This is a genomic window from Pseudoalteromonas sp. AWH4_217 (genome assembly GCF_056161105.1).
In genome coordinates, this window is sequence record NZ_JBSWYM010000002.1 from 76,823 (window position 1) to 92,920 (window position 16,098).

Genomic DNA, 16,098 nt, shown 5'->3' on the forward strand with positions numbered 1-16,098 from the left:
TCTCACTCTTAATAATGAGTTCAGCCAGCCTGGCCAATCAGGTATCGGAGACGTTAACAGGGCCCTACCTGGGGCAAAAAAAGCCGGGGAATGTCCCTCAGGTATTTGCTCCGGGGGCAGTCTCTACCAAGCACAGGGATTACAATGCCTTTTTCTCACCCGATATGACGGAGTTTTATTTCACCCGCAGAGATAACGATACGGGTAACTGGACCTTAATATCCTATGTCCAGCAAAACAATCAATGGCATGAACAGGTAGTTGGCCCACGGGTAGGGCGTCCGTTTCTGGCTCCGGACGGACAAACCATGCATCTTGGAAAATACTATATGGCGCGTACAGCCTGTGGCTGGGGATCGTTGCAGGTGTTAGACCCCATGTTTGCTCGCAATGATTGGGGTATTATGCGCCTGACTTCATCCCGCAAGGGCACTTATATTCTGGACGACTACAAAAGCGGGGATGTCATTCGTGTGTCAGAAGTGGTTAATGGCAAGCGACAGCCTCCTGTTGCACTGGGTCCGCAGGTCAATACCGGCAAGTATAATGCACATCCGTTTATCGCGCCTGATGACTCTTATATTATCTGGGACGGTCAGCGAGAAGAGGGGTATGGTGACAGCGATCTGTATATTAGTTTTCGACAAAAAGACGGCAGCTGGGGGGAGGCCATAAACTTAGGGGCTCCAGTGAATACTGCCGGCAGGGAAGCATCAGCCAGTGTCACGCCCGATGGTAAGTATTTGTTCTTTAACCGAGATGCCGAATCCGCAGAAGGGGATATCTATTGGGTGGATGCGCAGGTGATCGAGCGATTGAGAGCAGTTCAAGACTAGCCTGAGGAAGCATGTTTTTGTACTTTTTTTGTACCAATCAGAGAGGTTCTGTGTTAAACCTGATTGGCCACTTAAGGCATTCATATTTTGATTAAGGAAAGATTATGAAACTGAAATTAAATAAAAAAGCAGTCAAAACTCTTCAGGACCATGGCTTAAACAAAGATCAGACCAAAGCAATTGCTGGCGCGGGTAATCAGGCAAGTGTTGATATTTGCTGGACACACCCTGCCTATGCTGCCTGTAGAATGCACTAAGCGCTCATTGTGTATTAATACAATAAACTGAGATAGATGCCCGCATTTTGCGGGCATTTTCGTGTGCCTTACACGTCGAGCTCAGTCATAAAGTGGAGTTCTACTGGGGTTGCCAGAGCCTGCTCATAAAGTTGATACACTTTTTGGGTGTAGGGCTGAGCATGGTGGAAATCAAAGTCATGGCGTCGTGAAAATCGCTCTATCAGCGTGAGCTGTGATTGCTCCTTGTTTTCATAAAGCTCAAAACGCTGGCAGCCCGGTTCACATCGTGTCACTTCGATAATTGCCTCAATCGCGGCTTTGCAATCTTGGTAGCTGTCAGCTTTTGGATTAATATAGGCAACCAGATTGACGGCGTCATCGTGTTGGGGCAAGTCATTAAGTGCGTTGTCATGTGTCATTGAAGACCTCCAGAATACAGTGTGTGAGTGTTTGAACAGGGCCGCTTAGCAGATATGCGGTGATCAGTGCCACAGGCCAGACGTGTAAAAATGCGCTGAACCAGTGTGGTACAAACCCAGCGTCAATGCCCAGATTTAAGTACGTGACCCAACCAGATACTAATGCAGACAGGCAAAATGAGAAGAGGGTCGTAAATATCAGTTTTTGCATCTTGGCTCCTTGGTTACCCACCCATCATATCCACCGCCGAAAAAAGTGGAATATCAGAAATCGAAAGTTAAGATTAAGGAAATCCCTATGCTTGATGATCTCTTGCTCTTTGTTGAAGTTGCTCGGCGTGGTAGTTTTGCCAGAGCGGCTGAGGCGTTAGCACTCAGTGCGCCTACGTTGTCGAAACGCCTCGCCGGGTTAGAAGCCAGGCTTGGGTACAGCTTGATGATCCGCTCCGCACGGGGCGTGCTGCTCACGTCTCACGGACATGCGGTGTATGATAAGGTTGCAACAGAACTATTAGCACTGAACGCGCAATGCACTGAGTTACTTAATCCGCAGGTCAGAGCGTTTCATTTGTTGTGTCCGCAGAATTTGATCAATGGCCCGCTGTATTCTGTGGTTGAGACTTTTCAGCGTGCTTATCCAGATCTGACACTGCATATTGAGCCAGATAATACCAATGTGCTGCTGAGTCAGAAGCGATTTGACGTGATCATCCGGGTGGGCACATTGCAAGACTCCAGTTGTTTTCATACCCGGGTAGGCCAGATTGGGGTCAAATGTGTGGTATCCGCGCAGGCTGGCGAGGTAAGCACTTTGTTTATGCCCTTTAAAGCCGAGCAAGTACCGGATTCAGCCTCCTGGCGTTCACTGTTGGCACGTTTTGATCAGGTTTCGTATGTGGGGGATATCACTCTGGCAAGGCAAATGGTCTCATCCGGGTTAGGTGCGGCCATTTTACCTATGACGGAAGTCGCGCAGCTGGATCAGCCATTTCACTACCTTGGAGAATGGCAGCACATGCGCCCGGTATATGCCCTGTGGGCTAATACACGAAAGCCGCCGGCTATGGTACAGATTTTCATCAACCAGCTGAAAGCGTTTTGTGCCGACTCGAAAGTGCTACAAGGCGAACTATGTGAAGGGTTAAAAGACCTGAAATAAAAGTGAGGGTTGAGACAGAGAAAACGCGCACTCAATGTGCGCGTTTATCAGTGCCGTCGCGAAGGGGATTGTTTAGTACACCGTACTGCGAACCCTTCATTCTATAAAACGAATGCGCCGGTTATCCGGATCACTCATTTTAAATTTTTTTGTAAAATTTACAGATTCAGCCCGAGCCGGACTTTGCCCTCCTCACGATAGGTGATTTGGGTATCTGTCTCACCTTGCACCGCCAGATAGCAACGGCCGTAATTGTCTGGTACCTGATAATTGTTTACGGGAAGCTCGCTAAAGTGTTGGTAACCATTTTGGCAATATAAAGCCACGGTACTCGGGTTGCCATTTTCTGCACTGAGTGAAATAGTACTGCGGTTGAGAATATGACGCCAGGTACGCGACTGAACCAGTTTGGATGTCACTGTATTGACTGGCTGTGCCGCCAGTTGTTCATGTAATTGTGCCTTAAATTCAGTGACGGTCTGCTTAGATAACTGTTTGTTCTTGATGTGGCGCATCTTTAGCAATGTCTGCAACGCATTACCATATTGCTGATTGTAAAGTTCCAGGTTCATCAGGCTTTGCATAGACATCAGAGCAAGATCGGGTTCTAAAAAACTATGCATGTCCGTCGCTTTGCGAAGCTGCAGCTCGTAATTGTGCCAGTCCTGAATATTGTAGAAATAAGCGCTGGATAGCCAGGCTGTGTATGCTTGCTCAGCGATATTCTTAGTATATTTCTCGGTCAGTTCAGCCAATGCAGGTTTGGCTTCACTCAATTTATTTCCGGCGATTAATTGTTTGGTTTGATCAAAGTATTTGGTATAGGTAGTGGATACGTTGTTATTTGAGTGTCTTGTGAAGGTTTTATAGTGTCGTAAATAGAACTGTGATGAGGACGCTATTTTTTCTCCATTCAGGCTGGCTACGGTGTAGTTAAGTTGTTGCAGGTACAGCTTGGTTCGACCAAAGTATCTGGGATCCTCCGACTCGAGTAAAACATGCATCGGTTTACCATCCAGTCCGACCATAAAATCTGAATTTACCCAGGCCTCATTGCGGCTGCCGTCTTTGGTTTCTACGAAAGCGCTGGTATTGGCGTTGTCTGCTAACTTGGGTGGGGTAAACAGTGGTTTTGCGTGTGCTGTTGCTGACAATGTACCAATAAGCAGAGAAAGGATCCGTTTGTTCATTTTAAATTCCTGACACACTTAACTTCGTTTGAATAAGTGTCGATTAATTGCTTTGTGTAATTTTCCACAATTATACCTAATCTGAGTCAGCTATGTGCATGCGCATATTATTTTTTCTATGATGACAATTCATTTAATCAACTTTACAGCGTAGAGTCCTGAGACTAACTTTGAACTTTCAACATGTTGCTATCATGGAGGCACAATATGGTGCAGTGGTTAATGGGGTTGTCGGTGAAAAGCCGACTCGTAGTGGGGTTTGGTATTGCGCTGGCGTTGCTGGTAGTGATGACCATTATTGGCAGCAATCGGGTGGCCTTTATCGATCATACATTAACCGAGATCACCGATGTCAACTCGGTTAAGCAACGCTACGCCATAAACTTTCGGGGCAGTGTACACGATAGAGCAATTGCCATTCGTGACGTGGCGATCGCCAGAAGCGCGTCAGAGGTGGCTGAATATGAGCGGGAAATCGATCAGCTGGCACGTTTCTATCAGGATTCAGATGCTAAGATGACGCAAATGATTAACTCCGGCGGACACTTCAGCGCCCGAGAGCGGGAGATCCTGGCCCGGATCGAACGGATTGAGTCCACTACACTGCCGCTGATCCGCACCATACTCAGTAATAAAAAAGCCGGTCAGCCTGTTGATGCGCTGGTGCTGGATGAGGCCCGTCCGGCATTTATTACCTGGCTCAACGTAATTAACGAGTTTATTGACTATCAGGAGCAGCAAAATCAAACACTGACGCCGGCAGCGCGAGAAGCCGCAGGCGGGTTTTCGCAGCTTATGTTGTGGTTTACCGTTATTGCCGTTGCCATTAGTGTGCTGGTGGGATGGGCTATTGAGCGCAGTTTTCAGCGTTCTTTAGGTGGCGAGCCACAGGATGCAGCCGCTGCTGTGACACGTATATCCGGAGGCGACCTGACAGGGCAGATCCAGACCGACTACCCAGACAGCATGTTAGACTCTGTATGTCGGATGTCCGGTGAATTAACCCGTATTGTGACCAGTATTAAAGAGGTATCCGAACAGCTGTCTGTGCAGGCTTCGACTGTATCTGGAGCTTCCGGTGAAATCTATGACGCAGCACAGCATCAGGCGGAGGCCACCAGCAAGACTGCAAATATGCTCGACTCTTTGCGAGAAAACATGATGCGGGTGAGTGATATCGCCAAGCTAACAGAAGAAAACTCCACACAAACGGTGACTTTTGCTGATCAGGGACGCCAGGCAATTCGTAATACCGCTGAGGCAATGGATACGATTGCGCAGACAGTGGACGGTACGGTGTCACAAATTCAGAAACTGGCTGAGCAGACCAAGCAGATCGGCGGTATTGCCAATGTGATCAGTGGGATCTCTGAGCAGACCAACCTGCTGGCACTGAACGCCGCTATTGAAGCTGCACGGGCTGGTGAATCTGGCCGTGGTTTCGCTGTGGTGGCTGATGAAGTGCGTCAGCTGGCACGCCGAACCTTTGAAGCCACAGATCAGATTGAAACCATGATCCGGGAAGTACAAAGTGAAACCTCTGCCACGGTGGCGGCGATGGAAAAAACCCAGCCTCAGGTTGAGCATGGCCGTACGCTGACGTTTGAAGCCACCGAGCTACTGGAACAGATAGATACCCAGGCACAAAACTCCTTGTCTCAGGTTGGAGAGGTCGCCAGCGTCGCTCAGCAGCAGGCATCGGCAATCAACGAAGTGGCGTCAAACATGGAAGAGATCACACTGGCCGCTCAGGATGCGATGAGCGCGCTGAACGACAATAAACAGGCTACCAGCAAGCTGACAGAAATGTCTGGTGTGTTGGGTAAAAATATTGGCTTCTTTCGCATCTGAGTGTACTTAGCACAGTGTGCGGGATAAAATCCGGGGTCAAAATTAACCCGTCGGATTGCTGGTATGAAAAAGCAGTGGAGCAGTTATGCGTTTGAGTCGTAAGGCCTGGAATAATGTGGTGATCTTTTCCATGTTGATCATGATCTTTTTTCTCAATGGGATTCACCAGAAAATGAACCCTTCGGATGAGGAAATGGGTAGCATGCCGCTTTTTGAGCAGCAGAGCTTTGTGCTGGCATTGGGCTTTCCGGGTTACAAGATTGAACGTATTGGCACCTCTTGGCGGCTCAGTGCTGATGCCGAGGCCACCTGGCAGGCACCACCGGCCACACTGGACGCGTTAGTTACCCGGTGGCAGGAAAGTGAGCTGGCATTGACTGACAGTCCGGGGTTGCCAGCCAGTGCAGCACTGAGTGTGGCTCAGTTCTGGTTGGCTGGCAGCGAATTACCTGTCAGCTATCAGCTGTACCGCCAGCAGCAGCGCTATTATCTTTTTGCCAGACAATCACAACGTTGGTTCAGCCTGAGCAAAACCCAGGCACAACAATTATTCGCCCCTATAGAGTTGAAGTAATGCCAGAATTACCTGAAGTAGAAGTGAGCCGTTTAGGCATTGAACCCCATATTCTGAATCAAACTGTCACTAAAGTGGTGGTGCATCAGCGCCAGCTGCGCTGGCCAGTCCCAGAGCAAGTGAGCCTGCTAGAAGGACAACACATACAGGGTGTCCATCGGCGGGCCAAATACTTGCTGCTTGAGAGTGCGCTGGGTACGGCTATTTTGCATTTAGGCATGTCGGGCAATTTGCGGGTGGTTGATAAGGACAGTCCATTGAAGAAACACGATCATGTCGAATTTCACTTTGCAAATGGGTTGGCGTTACGCCTTAATGATCCGCGTCGCTTTGGTGCATGTTTGTGGCAATCACCGGATGAGGCGCATGCGGTGTTTGCAAAGCTGGGCCCTGAACCACTGACAGAGGCGTTTACGGCCGAGCACTTGTATGCGGCCAGCCGGGGCAAAAAGGTCGCCATTAAACAGTTTATTATGGACAATCATGTGGTGGTGGGCGTCGGTAATATTTATGCCAATGAGTCTTTATTTAAAGCAGGGATCCACCCAAAGCGCGAAGCCGGTAAAGTGTCATTGCAGCGCTATCAGCGGCTGACACCCATTATCAAAGACACACTGGCGAGCGCCATCAAACAAGGTGGGACGACCCTTAAGGACTTTGCGCAAAGCGACGGTAAGCCAGGCTACTTTGCGCAGGAGTTGCTGGTCTATGGGCGAAAAGGCGAACCCTGTGTCAGCTGTGAGACTGAATTGAAGGAGATCCGCCTGGGTCAGCGCAGCACCGTCTATTGCCCCCAGTGTCAGCGCTAACTGTCACTGCTTAACTCAGCTTCCGGTTCGGCCTGATAACACAGGCTTGCCAGGATCTGAGTGACCTGCTCAATACGCAGCGCAAAACTAGATTTGATCGCACGTTCATGAATGGTGTGATCCCCATCACCATAGGGTCCAAAGCCATCCAAAGTTGGCGTCCCCGTGGCGGCTGCTGTATTGGCATCGGACACCCCGCCACGATGTTCCACGGGCAGATCATAACCCAGGATCTCATTGATCTCATTCAACAAGGCTGATTGCTTATCCGTTGGTGCCATGACGCCACGTTGCAGACCCCCTTCTAATTTGACCGACACACCGGTTACTTCAATGGCCAGGCAGATGTTTTCTATGCCCTCGAGTAAGCGCTGTTGTTCAGAGGCTTTGGTAAAGCGTGCTTCTACTACCATAGTGGCCGATGGGGAAATGGTGTTGGCACCAATGCCTCCCTGGATTTTACCCACATTGACGGTGCTGCCACGTTTGAGGTCGGTCAGGGCCGACATTTCCATCAGCATGTTTGCCAGTGCAAAGTTCGCATCAATACCATCCCGGTAATGGTTACCGGCATGTGCCGCCTTACCCGTAATGGTAATGGTATAAGTGGCAATGCCTTTGCGAGCCACCACCAGTTCGTGGTTTTTTCCTGCTGCTTCGAACACCAGGCAGGCATCATACTGTTTCGCAATTTTACTGGTCAGCGCTTTGCTGTCGTCACTGCCAATTTCCTCATCGCTGACCAGCAGCCAGTCAATGTTGTTGAGCGTGCCATAGGTGCGCTTCAATTGCCGTAATGCATTCAGCGCTACCCAGTTACCGCCTTTCATATCGCACACGCCAGGACCATACACACAGTCATCGTCCTGGCTGAATTCGACGAATGTATCGGGTGGATACACCGTATCCAGATGACCCAGCAAGAGGATCTTTTTACCCGTGCTTCTTGGCGCACGCAATAATAAATGATCACCAATATGTTCCCGCTGATAACGGGTGAGCGTATACCCCAGCGGTGCAGCCAGCTCAATCATTTGCTCGCCGTGTGCATCCACACCGGCTTTATGCTTACTGTAAGAATTACAACGAATTAAAGACGCGAGTTCATTAAAGTCCAGACTATCCATAACAGGTCCCTGCGGTAATTTTGGCCCATCGTGGCGATTTTCGATGACAGTGAGGTGACGGAATTATGAACAGTTTTTGGATCCCGATAGGTACAGAAAAACGATCAAAAATCTGTCACACAGTGCCCTGTAAAATAGCATTCCTGACCAAATTTTATGCACCTGTTCAAGGACCAAGGAGATACTTTATGACACGCTCTGTCGCGGCGCCGCACGTTGGCATCTGGATGTACGAAAATGGTGGAGGGCGCGAGATTGAGCAGCGCCTGGTTCACGCGTTGGCTGAACGCGGGATCCAAACCAGTACCGGGCTCAATCTGCGTGATGCCCGGGCAAAAGATGGCCAGATCAGCTGCAATGGCGTAGTAATGGAGCAGCTGGATGCGTTTTTGAGCTATAACGCAGGCCAGCAAACTCAGTTTCAGGTGTATCTCTATCAGGCGTTGAGCCAGGCGATACCAACACTGAATAACTACGAGGCGTTTGCGCTGGCGGAAGACAAATTTCGCACCTCTCACTTGCTCAATAGCCAGGGGATCTGCACGGCAGATTATCGTTTGTGCCACAAAAACGACATGGATGGCCTGAAACAGGCACTGCGAGATTTTGGCGGCAAGCTGATCTACAAGCCCACCGATGGCTGGGGTGGTGTCGGCATTGTCAAAATTGACAGTGAGCAGGCACTGGACATGCTGCTGCCGTTTTTGAGCCGAACCGACTTGCGTTACTTCTATGTTGAGCGTTTTATTGACTACGACAATACCGACTACCGCATTGATGTGGTGGATGGCAAGTTTGTCGGTTGCTATGGCCGCAAAGCACCGAAGGATGACTGGAAAACCAATATCACCAGTGGTGGCTCTGTGTTTGTCCGAGAGCCTGACGACGAGGTGGTTGATCTGGCGATCCGGGCTGCCAATACCTTGGGGCTGGAGATTGCCGGTGTTGATCTAATCTATGATCGCGAGCGCGAAGAATACGTGGTGCTGGAAGTGAACACCATTCCTGCGTTTGCGACACCTGAACAAGAAGCATTGGGGATCAATTTTAACCAGGCCAAGATAGATGCCATGGTGGAGCTGATCGAGCGCACAGCGACCCAAAAAAGCGCCCTGCATACGCATAAAGTGGCCTGATGGCCATGCGATCGACTTATTTTACTAACCCATTAATTTTGCCAAGGTGGCCCGAGCAATGACTGCAAAACCCAAACTCCCAAAGATTGGACTTCTGTATCTGGATTATGTCTTACGCTTTTTCGACAAATCCAACTTTAAAGGTTGGCCAGATAAAATCGAAACTGTGGTATATCACTGGGGCAACGACAAAGCGCGTTTTATTGCCGAAGTGAATCAAAAGAAAATCGATGTGCTGATCGGTAATATTCCTGCGACAGCGTATGAGACGTTCCGCGAAATTGCCCGTGCGTTGCCACATGTACGCTTTTTACCTTCGCTGGATAGCCAGTTTTCAAACAAGTCAAAAGAAAATGTGACCCACTTCTGTCGTAAGTACAAGTTGCCGGCGCCTCATACCGAAATCTTTTACGTCCCTGAAAAAGCAAAGCGTTATCTCAGTCAGGCCACCTACCCAAAGATCATCAAGCGCTCGTATGGTCCCTCAAATTACGGCGGCTACTTTGTACATAAAGTGGATAATTACGACGAAGCAATGGCACTCCTGACGGAGAAAAAATACTACCCGGCTTATGTACAAGACTTTGTGCCTATGGAAGCAGACATTCGTGTCATGCTGGTAGGCCACAAGCCGGTATGTGCTTTTTGGCGTCGTCCACCGGAAGGCGAATGGCTGACCAATACCAGCCAGGGTGGCAGCATGGATTATCAGGCAGTGCCAAAGTCAGTGCTTAAGCTGGCCACTGCTGCTTCGAAAGCGGCGAATGCAGAATACTGGGCGTGCGATATTGCGCTGGGCAAAGATGGCAAGCTACGCATTTTGGAGTGTGCCACGGCATTTGCTGCGTTCCCATATATTCGAGATTGGATAGGCCAGTATCTGATGTGGCTGCTCTCGGATGGTCATTTCCGTAAGCCGAGCATCCCGCTGTATAACTGGGAGGAGCTGGGCAAAATCGATTCACGTTTACTGCGTACTATGCGTCATATTGGGTTTTCCAGCTATACGCCAAGTCAGGACTGTGGCGAGACCTTCCATGGTATGGATGAACAACAGTTTCCAATTCTCGATACCCAATATCAGCGTGTCGAAGAATGGCCAAGTGAGATCTGGAATTTACAGGACAACTTTGTTTTGCAAGCTAAATCGGCACAGGCCAAAGCCCTGCAACCTATTCCGGGCAGTGATGAACAGGCTGGTCTGGAGCTCAACAGTTACCCGGCTCCGGTGTTTGATGATGCCCAGATCCGGGAGATCCTCGCCCAGGTAAAAGGCATAGGTGACAAGATGATCGACGAGATCATGGCCACCTTTGGTGCACATGGTGTGGTTGAAGCCCTGAATACCGAGCCACAGCAGTTATGTGTCGTAAAAAACCTGAAGGATAAGAAACTGGAAAAGATTGTTGCTCACTGGCAACAGGTGATGCCCGCCGGGCTGACCACACATTAGTGCTTTCTGGCTGTACCGGATCAGCTAGTCTGATCCGGGTTATGGCATGTCTTTTTATGCAACTGAGCAATCGCTATGAAAATCCAATATGCGTCCTATCAGGACACCATAGAGTTCCTGCAAAGCGCCATGAGCGCACACCCCCATTTGATCCGTTTACAAAGCATAGGTGAGACCTGGGAAGGCCGACCGATCATGCTCGTGACCATTTCCCTGGATGTGACCTATGCCGATGATAAACCGGCCTTATTATATACTGGGTCCATTCATGCGCGGGAATGGATTGGCAACGAACTGGCGGTGAAGTTTGTTCAGTATGTAATTGATAACTATCGTTTCAATCCTAAGCTACAACATGCATTGACCCGTAACACCCTGTACATGGTGCCTTGTCTGAACCCCGATGGCTTTGAGTACTCCCGTAACCACTTTTCATTTTGGCGCAAAAATCGGCGCAACAACGGCGATGGCACTTTTGGGGTGGACTTGAACCGTAACTTTGATGCCAAGTTTATGCGCAATCAGAATACCGGCTCGAATACCTATGGCGGTCCTCATGCCTTTTCTGAGCCGGAAACCTGTGCCATTCGCGATTTTGTGGAAAGTCACGAGAATATCCGCATTGCTCTGGATTATCACTCTCAGGGTAACGTGTTTTTCCCCGCCCATAAGTTTAATCATGAGGTCGAGATCGAAGGCACGGATCTGAATGTGCTGTGCGCTAACATGAACCACGAGATCAAAAAGGTCACCGGCCGTCAGTACGGGATCCACCGTGGCAAGCCGCCTGCGCAGTTGATCCATGGCAGTGGCCGTGAGTATTATTATCGCAAAGGGATCATTGCCACAGTGGTGGAGGTGGGCACGCGTAATATCCCGGATTACATGAAAAACATGTCCGAGAGTGTCGCCGAGAATATTCCCGCCGTGCAGTACGCACTGAGTGAAGCGATAAATTACTCGCCGCTGGCGCCTAAGCGGGTTGAAGGGTTCACCATCAAATCCGTGGCCCATGACAGCGTCGAGCTGGAGTGGCAGTATGAAGACCGGGATGACATCTACTTTGAAGTCTATCGCAGTCAGCACAATAAAAACCCTTGCGGCGAAGAAACTCTGGTGGCGATCACCAAAACACAGAGCTTTATCGATCGCCAGCTGCAAAGCGGACACAGTTATTTTTATAACATTCGCGCCGTCGATAAAGTCACTAAAATAAAATCCCCGTTCAGCCCGGAATTGCGCCTGAAAACCCGCCTGGGCCGGACCGAAAGCGCCCGTACCTTGTTCCCTGCTCGCGAAACTGTGGGCTATTTATCGCAAAACAATCAGGCCAAGAACAAGGAGCATTTTGGTTATAACTCCATGTTTATCGGCGTCGATAAAAAGCGTGGGGTAAGCATGGGCGTGGTGCAGTTTGATCTCAGCAGTATTGTGGAAGGCTCGCAGATCTTAAGCGCCCAGTTCTTTATCTATCCAATGAACCGGGTGGCCGCCAAAATTGAAAAATATGGCGAGTGGTCGGTGGCGATTCTCGATGCCGATCAGGTTGAGGACATCTATGACTACAGCAGTATTGCCGATGCTAAGCCATTGCATACGCTGGGACAAACCATAGAATCCGACAAGCTCACCCAGGGGATCTGGATGAAATGGCTGTTTAACGGGGTTGAGCGCAGCCTGCTGGCCAAGCTGCTCAAGCAGAAGCGCTTACTGCTGCGCTTACAGGGACCCAAGAAATTGCCACTGGGCAAAGACTCTCAGGTGATGCAATTCGATATTGGCTACGGCTCGTTTGGCAGTGGTCTGCACTATCGGCCCAACCTGGAGCTGGTCTATCAGCTACCCGAGCAACAGCTCGCCCTGAGCCCGCTGTCCTGCAATACCATTTACAAAGACAAAGTAGTGGCCGACAAGCTGGCATCGGGATTCGATGCCGAAGGCGATATTGTTTACGGACAAATGGCGTTTGATCTGAATGTGGATTTACCTGTAGATCGTACCGTATTTACCAATGCCTGCCTTACCGTACGCTGTTGTAATTCCATAGCTTCTGCACGGGATGTGCGTTTTACCATAGAGCTGGTGGAGCTAAGAGATGTGGACTACCAGCATGTTAAACAGCGCCAGAAGATTGAATATATCGGCTATGAAGTCAGTAATGAGCAACTCAGAGAGCGTGCTGAACATCACTTTATTTTCGACAGCTACAGCTTGCAGGAGCTGGAACGTCTGCATCAGGCACAGACGCCGTTTTACTTTATTATTCGTGCCACCGCGGAGTCGCAGGCTACCGATGCACTGGTAAACTGGACCAACTGTCAGGACCAGCAGCCGGCACAGCTGAAGATCGATTATATCGAGCGCCGTAAACATCCGGTGGCTGCGCCCCATAACCTGCAAACTCAGGTCGAAAATGGCGTGGTTAAGCTGACCTGGGACAATGAAGAAGACGAGGATCTGGTCGGCTTCTTTGTGGTGCGTAACCGTTTTCATCCGCCGCGCTCGCCGTTTGATGGGGTGAAGTTGTACGGTGGTCGGGACAATTATACGCTGGATAACTTTGGTACGCCGGATATTGCGAAGTATTATGCGGTGTTTAGCTATGATGATGTGCCCAATTACTCGCAGCCAGTGACGATTTACTACCCGGGCAAAACTGAGGGCTGAGTTTTTTGACCATAAACTAACAGGGCCAGCCTGAGTGAACTAAGCTTTAACCATTCTGAACGCGGTGGTTAAGGCGACAGGTATGCAGTTTGAATCTGGCATTCTGGTCCTGGTGTTTTTGATCCTGGCCCTGTTTATCGGGGCGTTGACTCGCCATGCCCTGAAAAATACCCAAATCCCTTATACTGTAGCGCTGCTGGTCATAGGGATCTGTATCGGGCTGGCGCAGCGGGGTGAGGCATTCAGTGGCGATATGCAGATGGTCGGCGATACCCTGACGCTGGTGGCTGACATCGACCCGCATCTGTTCCTCTTTCTATTTTTACCTACCCTGATCTTTGAAAGCGCGTTTGCCATGGAAGTGCATTTATTCCGGCGCATGTTTACGCAAATTGCCATTCTGGCGGTGCCAGGTCTGATGCTGGCCATTTGGCTGACTGCTGAGTTATTGCATGTGAGCGTGCCTGAACACTGGCAGTGGAGCTGGGCCATGTGCCTGATGTTTGGTGCCCTGATCAGTGCCACCGATCCGGTGGCTGTGGTGGCTTTACTGAAAGAAGTGAGCTCGCGCAAACGCCTAGAAACCCTGATTGAGGGCGAGTCTTTGCTTAATGATGGGACCGCCATTGTGTTTTTTAGCTTGTTTTATTTCTGGGTACTGGCCAGCAGTGGTGGTGAAGGTGCGGCGATGGCCTCGCCCTGGCAAGCGGTAGGCCAGTTTGCCGGGGTCGTCTTGGTGGGGCTGGCGATAGGGCTGGTGTTGGGCGGATTATGTATCATGTGGATCGATCGGGTGTTTAACGATCCCATGATAGAGATCACTCTGACCATAGCAGCGGCGTACTCGGCCTTTTTTATTTCCGAGTCGTTCCATGTATCCGGGGTGGTGGCTGTGGTGACGCTGGCGCTGGTACTGGCCAGTGTCGGGCGGACCCGGATAAGCCCGGAGGTTGCCGGATTTTTACATCATTTCTGGGAAATGATGGCGCATATTGCCAACACCTGTATTTTCCTCCTGGTGGGGATCCTGGTGGCCATTCGGGTGCCCCTGGACGACCTTCAGGCATGGCAGACGCTGGGTATCTTGTACGTGGGGATCATGCTGATCCGGGCGACCTCCATCACAGTGTTTACACCTTTGTTAAGCCGCATAGGCGTGGGCATTACCTTTGAAAAAGCCAGTGTATTATGCTGGGGTGGTCTGCGTGGCGCAGTCTCATTAGCGCTGGCCCTGACCGTGGCTGCCAGCGAGGCGATCCCCAAGGAGGTAAGCGATCGCATGTTGTTTTTATGTGCCGGGATTGTGGTACTGACGATTTTAATTAACGGCGGCACTATGGGCATGCTGCTGAAGTTTCTGCATCTCGATAGCCTGCCTCCGGCTAAACAGGCTACGGTGGATAAAGCCAATCAGCAGGTCGCCAATACCCTGCAAACTATGTTGCCGACCATGATGGACAGCCCGTTTTTACGGGGCGCTGACTGGCAACAGGTGAAAGCACAGGTCAAGCTGGGCGCGATGGCACAGTCAGACGCCGCAACACCAATAGATAAAGACGATCTCAATACCGCTTTTTTACGTCGTCTGCTGGAGACGGAACGAAAACACTACTGGACACAGTTTGAGCAAGGGACTTTAGGTAAGCGAGCAACCAACTTGCTGGTTGAAGCCGTGGAGCAGGCACTGGATGGCGAGCCCTGCATTGGGCCGCGCGATACTCTGTTTGCGACCTGGCAAGTACCAGGCTGGCTTGAACGACTGCGTGGCAGTGCCTGGTTAGAGCGGGCGTTATTGAGATTGTACTTTGAGCGTCTGGTGGTGGGTTACGATGTGGCACGGGGTTTCATTCAGGCACAGGAAGCACTGGAAAGCCATATTGATACTTTATCGCCCAATACACAGATAGCGGCTCAGGTGCGTAAGCAGGTTGAAGACAATATTGCTCAGACCATAGCGCGCATTAATGATCTTCAGGAGACGTTTCCGGATATCGTTCAGGCGCTGCAGTCACAGGCGGCTACCCGATTGCTGCTTAACCGGGAGCGTGCGGTGATTAATGAGCAACTAAAACTGGCAGTGCTCGATAAACCCGAAGCCAGTCGTTTGCTGGAAAGTGTCGAAAAGCGTATGGCGGCACTGCAAAAAGTGTCCATTTTTCGCCAGACCGAGGCGGCGCAGCTGGATCAGCAGATCCCCTGGCTGCATGGCGTAACACACACCACTCGGGAGCAGATAAGCAGCTGCCAGGAGCGGGGCATTTATGATGCCGGGCAGGCTTTGATCAAGCAGGGCAAGCCGCTGAATAAACTGGGGGTCATTTACCGGGGTAGCGTACGAGAAGTAGGTGCCGGCACTGACGGGGGCAGTCAGGCTGTGGTTCGGGGGCCGGGTGAAGCCCTGGGGGCTACGGCCTTGCTGACAGGTACTTCGGCGCTGGATTATCTGGCAGAAACGCCCTGTGAAGTGATGTGGATCCCGCTTGATAAGCTGAAGTCACTGATGCAGGACGACCCCGCGCTGATGCGCATACTTTGCCAACAGCTGGCGCAGGGGTAGCTTTGCATCTGGTTGAAATATATGCAATGGTGGTTAAGTGCCTACGAGCACACACTACAGATACCAATAAGGAAATAAACT

The 16,098-nt window shown here is 50.4% G+C and carries 14 protein-coding genes; 10 read left to right on the forward strand and 4 right to left on the reverse strand.

Going from position 1 to position 16,098, the window contains the following annotated elements:
• Positions 1-14 precede the first annotated feature (14 nt).
• Positions 15-836, forward strand: coding sequence for a TolB-like translocation protein (locus ACXAH1_RS02110; protein ID WP_475193816.1), 822 nt, complete (start codon positions 15-17; stop codon positions 834-836).
• Between the two features lie 104 nt (positions 837-940).
• Complete coding sequence (locus tag ACXAH1_RS02115; protein WP_171045418.1) at positions 941-1,093, forward strand: hypothetical protein; 153 nt, start codon at positions 941-943, stop codon at positions 1,091-1,093.
• Between the two features lie 68 nt (positions 1,094-1,161).
• Here ACXAH1_RS02115 and ACXAH1_RS02120 read toward each other — a convergent pair whose 3' ends face one another.
• Both ACXAH1_RS02120 and ACXAH1_RS02125 read right to left on the reverse strand, forming a co-directional pair.
• A complete protein-coding gene (locus ACXAH1_RS02120; RefSeq protein ID WP_475193382.1) occupies positions 1,162-1,494 on the reverse strand; it encodes a putative quinol monooxygenase in 333 nt (110 codons plus the stop codon).
• On the reverse strand, positions 1,484-1,705 hold the full coding sequence (locus ACXAH1_RS02125) for a DUF2798 domain-containing protein (RefSeq protein ID WP_475193383.1): 222 nt from the start codon (positions 1,703-1,705) through the stop codon (positions 1,484-1,486). The genes ACXAH1_RS02120 and ACXAH1_RS02125 overlap by 11 nt, the downstream gene beginning before the upstream one ends.
• An 87-nt stretch (positions 1,706-1,792) precedes the next feature.
• On the opposite strand from ACXAH1_RS02125, the gene ACXAH1_RS02130 reads away from it, so the two are divergent.
• Positions 1,793-2,653, forward strand: coding sequence for a LysR family transcriptional regulator (locus ACXAH1_RS02130; protein ID WP_475193384.1), 861 nt, complete (start codon positions 1,793-1,795; stop codon positions 2,651-2,653).
• Positions 2,654-2,811: 158 nt separating this feature from the next.
• On the opposite strand, the gene ACXAH1_RS02135 is transcribed toward ACXAH1_RS02130, so the two are convergent.
• Positions 2,812-3,843, reverse strand: coding sequence for a hypothetical protein (locus ACXAH1_RS02135; RefSeq protein ID WP_475193387.1), 1,032 nt, complete (start codon positions 3,841-3,843; stop codon positions 2,812-2,814).
• Between the two features lie 207 nt (positions 3,844-4,050).
• Here ACXAH1_RS02135 and ACXAH1_RS02140 point away from each other — a divergent pair, with 207 nt between their 5' ends.
• From ACXAH1_RS02140 to mutM, 3 genes are all read left to right on the forward strand, one after another.
• Positions 4,051-5,694 (forward strand): methyl-accepting chemotaxis protein, encoded by a 1,644-nt coding sequence (locus ACXAH1_RS02140; protein WP_475193388.1) that lies wholly within the window; start codon positions 4,051-4,053, stop codon positions 5,692-5,694.
• Between the two features lie 85 nt (positions 5,695-5,779).
• Entirely contained in the window at positions 5,780-6,268 is a 489-nt protein-coding gene (locus tag ACXAH1_RS02145; protein ID WP_475193389.1) for a hypothetical protein, read from the forward strand.
• Positions 6,268-7,077 (forward strand): bifunctional DNA-formamidopyrimidine glycosylase/DNA-(apurinic or apyrimidinic site) lyase, encoded by an 810-nt coding sequence (gene mutM, locus ACXAH1_RS02150; RefSeq protein ID WP_475193391.1) that lies wholly within the window; start codon positions 6,268-6,270, stop codon positions 7,075-7,077. The genes ACXAH1_RS02145 and mutM overlap by 1 nt, the downstream gene beginning before the upstream one ends.
• Here the strand turns inward: mutM and ACXAH1_RS02155 are convergent.
• The gene (locus ACXAH1_RS02155; protein ID WP_475193392.1) at positions 7,074-8,204 is read right to left on the reverse strand and encodes a M20 family metallopeptidase; all 1,131 of its coding nucleotides are present in this window, start codon (positions 8,202-8,204) and stop codon (positions 7,074-7,076) included. The two genes, mutM and ACXAH1_RS02155, sit on opposite strands and share 4 nt — an antisense overlap.
• Positions 8,205-8,392: 188 nt before the next feature.
• On the opposite strand from ACXAH1_RS02155, the gene ACXAH1_RS02160 reads away from it, so the two are divergent.
• The 4 genes from ACXAH1_RS02160 (at position 8,393) to ACXAH1_RS02175 (ending at position 16,017) form a co-directional block, all read left to right on the forward strand.
• Entirely contained in the window at positions 8,393-9,340 is a 948-nt protein-coding gene (locus ACXAH1_RS02160) for an ATP-grasp domain-containing protein (RefSeq protein WP_138550160.1), read from the forward strand.
• A gap of 58 nt (positions 9,341-9,398) precedes the next feature.
• Entirely contained in the window at positions 9,399-10,793 is a 1,395-nt protein-coding gene (locus ACXAH1_RS02165) for an ATP-grasp domain-containing protein (protein WP_475193393.1), read from the forward strand.
• A gap of 75 nt (positions 10,794-10,868) precedes the next feature.
• Positions 10,869-13,460: a M14 family zinc carboxypeptidase gene (locus ACXAH1_RS02170; protein ID WP_475193395.1), complete on the forward strand. Its 2,592-nt coding sequence runs from the start codon at positions 10,869-10,871 to the stop codon at positions 13,458-13,460.
• 82 nt (positions 13,461-13,542) lie between these two features.
• Positions 13,543-16,017: a cation:proton antiporter gene (locus ACXAH1_RS02175; protein WP_475193397.1), complete on the forward strand. Its 2,475-nt coding sequence runs from the start codon at positions 13,543-13,545 to the stop codon at positions 16,015-16,017.
• Positions 16,018-16,098: the final 81 nt, after the last annotated feature.

Bases quoted from the DNA above. Each gene is read 5' to 3' on its own strand.
- ACXAH1_RS02110 (WP_475193816.1), top strand. From the start codon at position 15: ATGAGTTCAGCCAGCCTGGCCAATCAGGTATCGGAGACGTTAACAGGG.
- ACXAH1_RS02115 (WP_171045418.1), top strand. From the start codon at position 941: ATGAAACTGAAATTAAATAAAAAAGCAGTCAAAACTCTTCAGGACCAT.
- ACXAH1_RS02120 (WP_475193382.1), bottom strand. From the start codon at position 1,494: ATGACACATGACAACGCACTTAATGACTTGCCCCAACACGATGACGCC.
- ACXAH1_RS02125 (WP_475193383.1), bottom strand. From the start codon at position 1,705: ATGCAAAAACTGATATTTACGACCCTCTTCTCATTTTGCCTGTCTGCA.
- ACXAH1_RS02130 (WP_475193384.1), top strand. From the start codon at position 1,793: ATGCTTGATGATCTCTTGCTCTTTGTTGAAGTTGCTCGGCGTGGTAGT.
- ACXAH1_RS02135 (WP_475193387.1), bottom strand. From the start codon at position 3,843: ATGAACAAACGGATCCTTTCTCTGCTTATTGGTACATTGTCAGCAACA.
- ACXAH1_RS02140 (WP_475193388.1), top strand. From the start codon at position 4,051: ATGGTGCAGTGGTTAATGGGGTTGTCGGTGAAAAGCCGACTCGTAGTG.
- ACXAH1_RS02145 (WP_475193389.1), top strand. From the start codon at position 5,780: ATGCGTTTGAGTCGTAAGGCCTGGAATAATGTGGTGATCTTTTCCATG.
- mutM (WP_475193391.1), top strand. From the start codon at position 6,268: ATGCCAGAATTACCTGAAGTAGAAGTGAGCCGTTTAGGCATTGAACCC.
- ACXAH1_RS02155 (WP_475193392.1), bottom strand. From the start codon at position 8,204: ATGGATAGTCTGGACTTTAATGAACTCGCGTCTTTAATTCGTTGTAAT.
- ACXAH1_RS02160 (WP_138550160.1), top strand. From the start codon at position 8,393: ATGACACGCTCTGTCGCGGCGCCGCACGTTGGCATCTGGATGTACGAA.
- ACXAH1_RS02165 (WP_475193393.1), top strand. From the start codon at position 9,399: ATGACTGCAAAACCCAAACTCCCAAAGATTGGACTTCTGTATCTGGAT.
- ACXAH1_RS02170 (WP_475193395.1), top strand. From the start codon at position 10,869: ATGAAAATCCAATATGCGTCCTATCAGGACACCATAGAGTTCCTGCAA.
- ACXAH1_RS02175 (WP_475193397.1), top strand. From the start codon at position 13,543: ATGCAGTTTGAATCTGGCATTCTGGTCCTGGTGTTTTTGATCCTGGCC.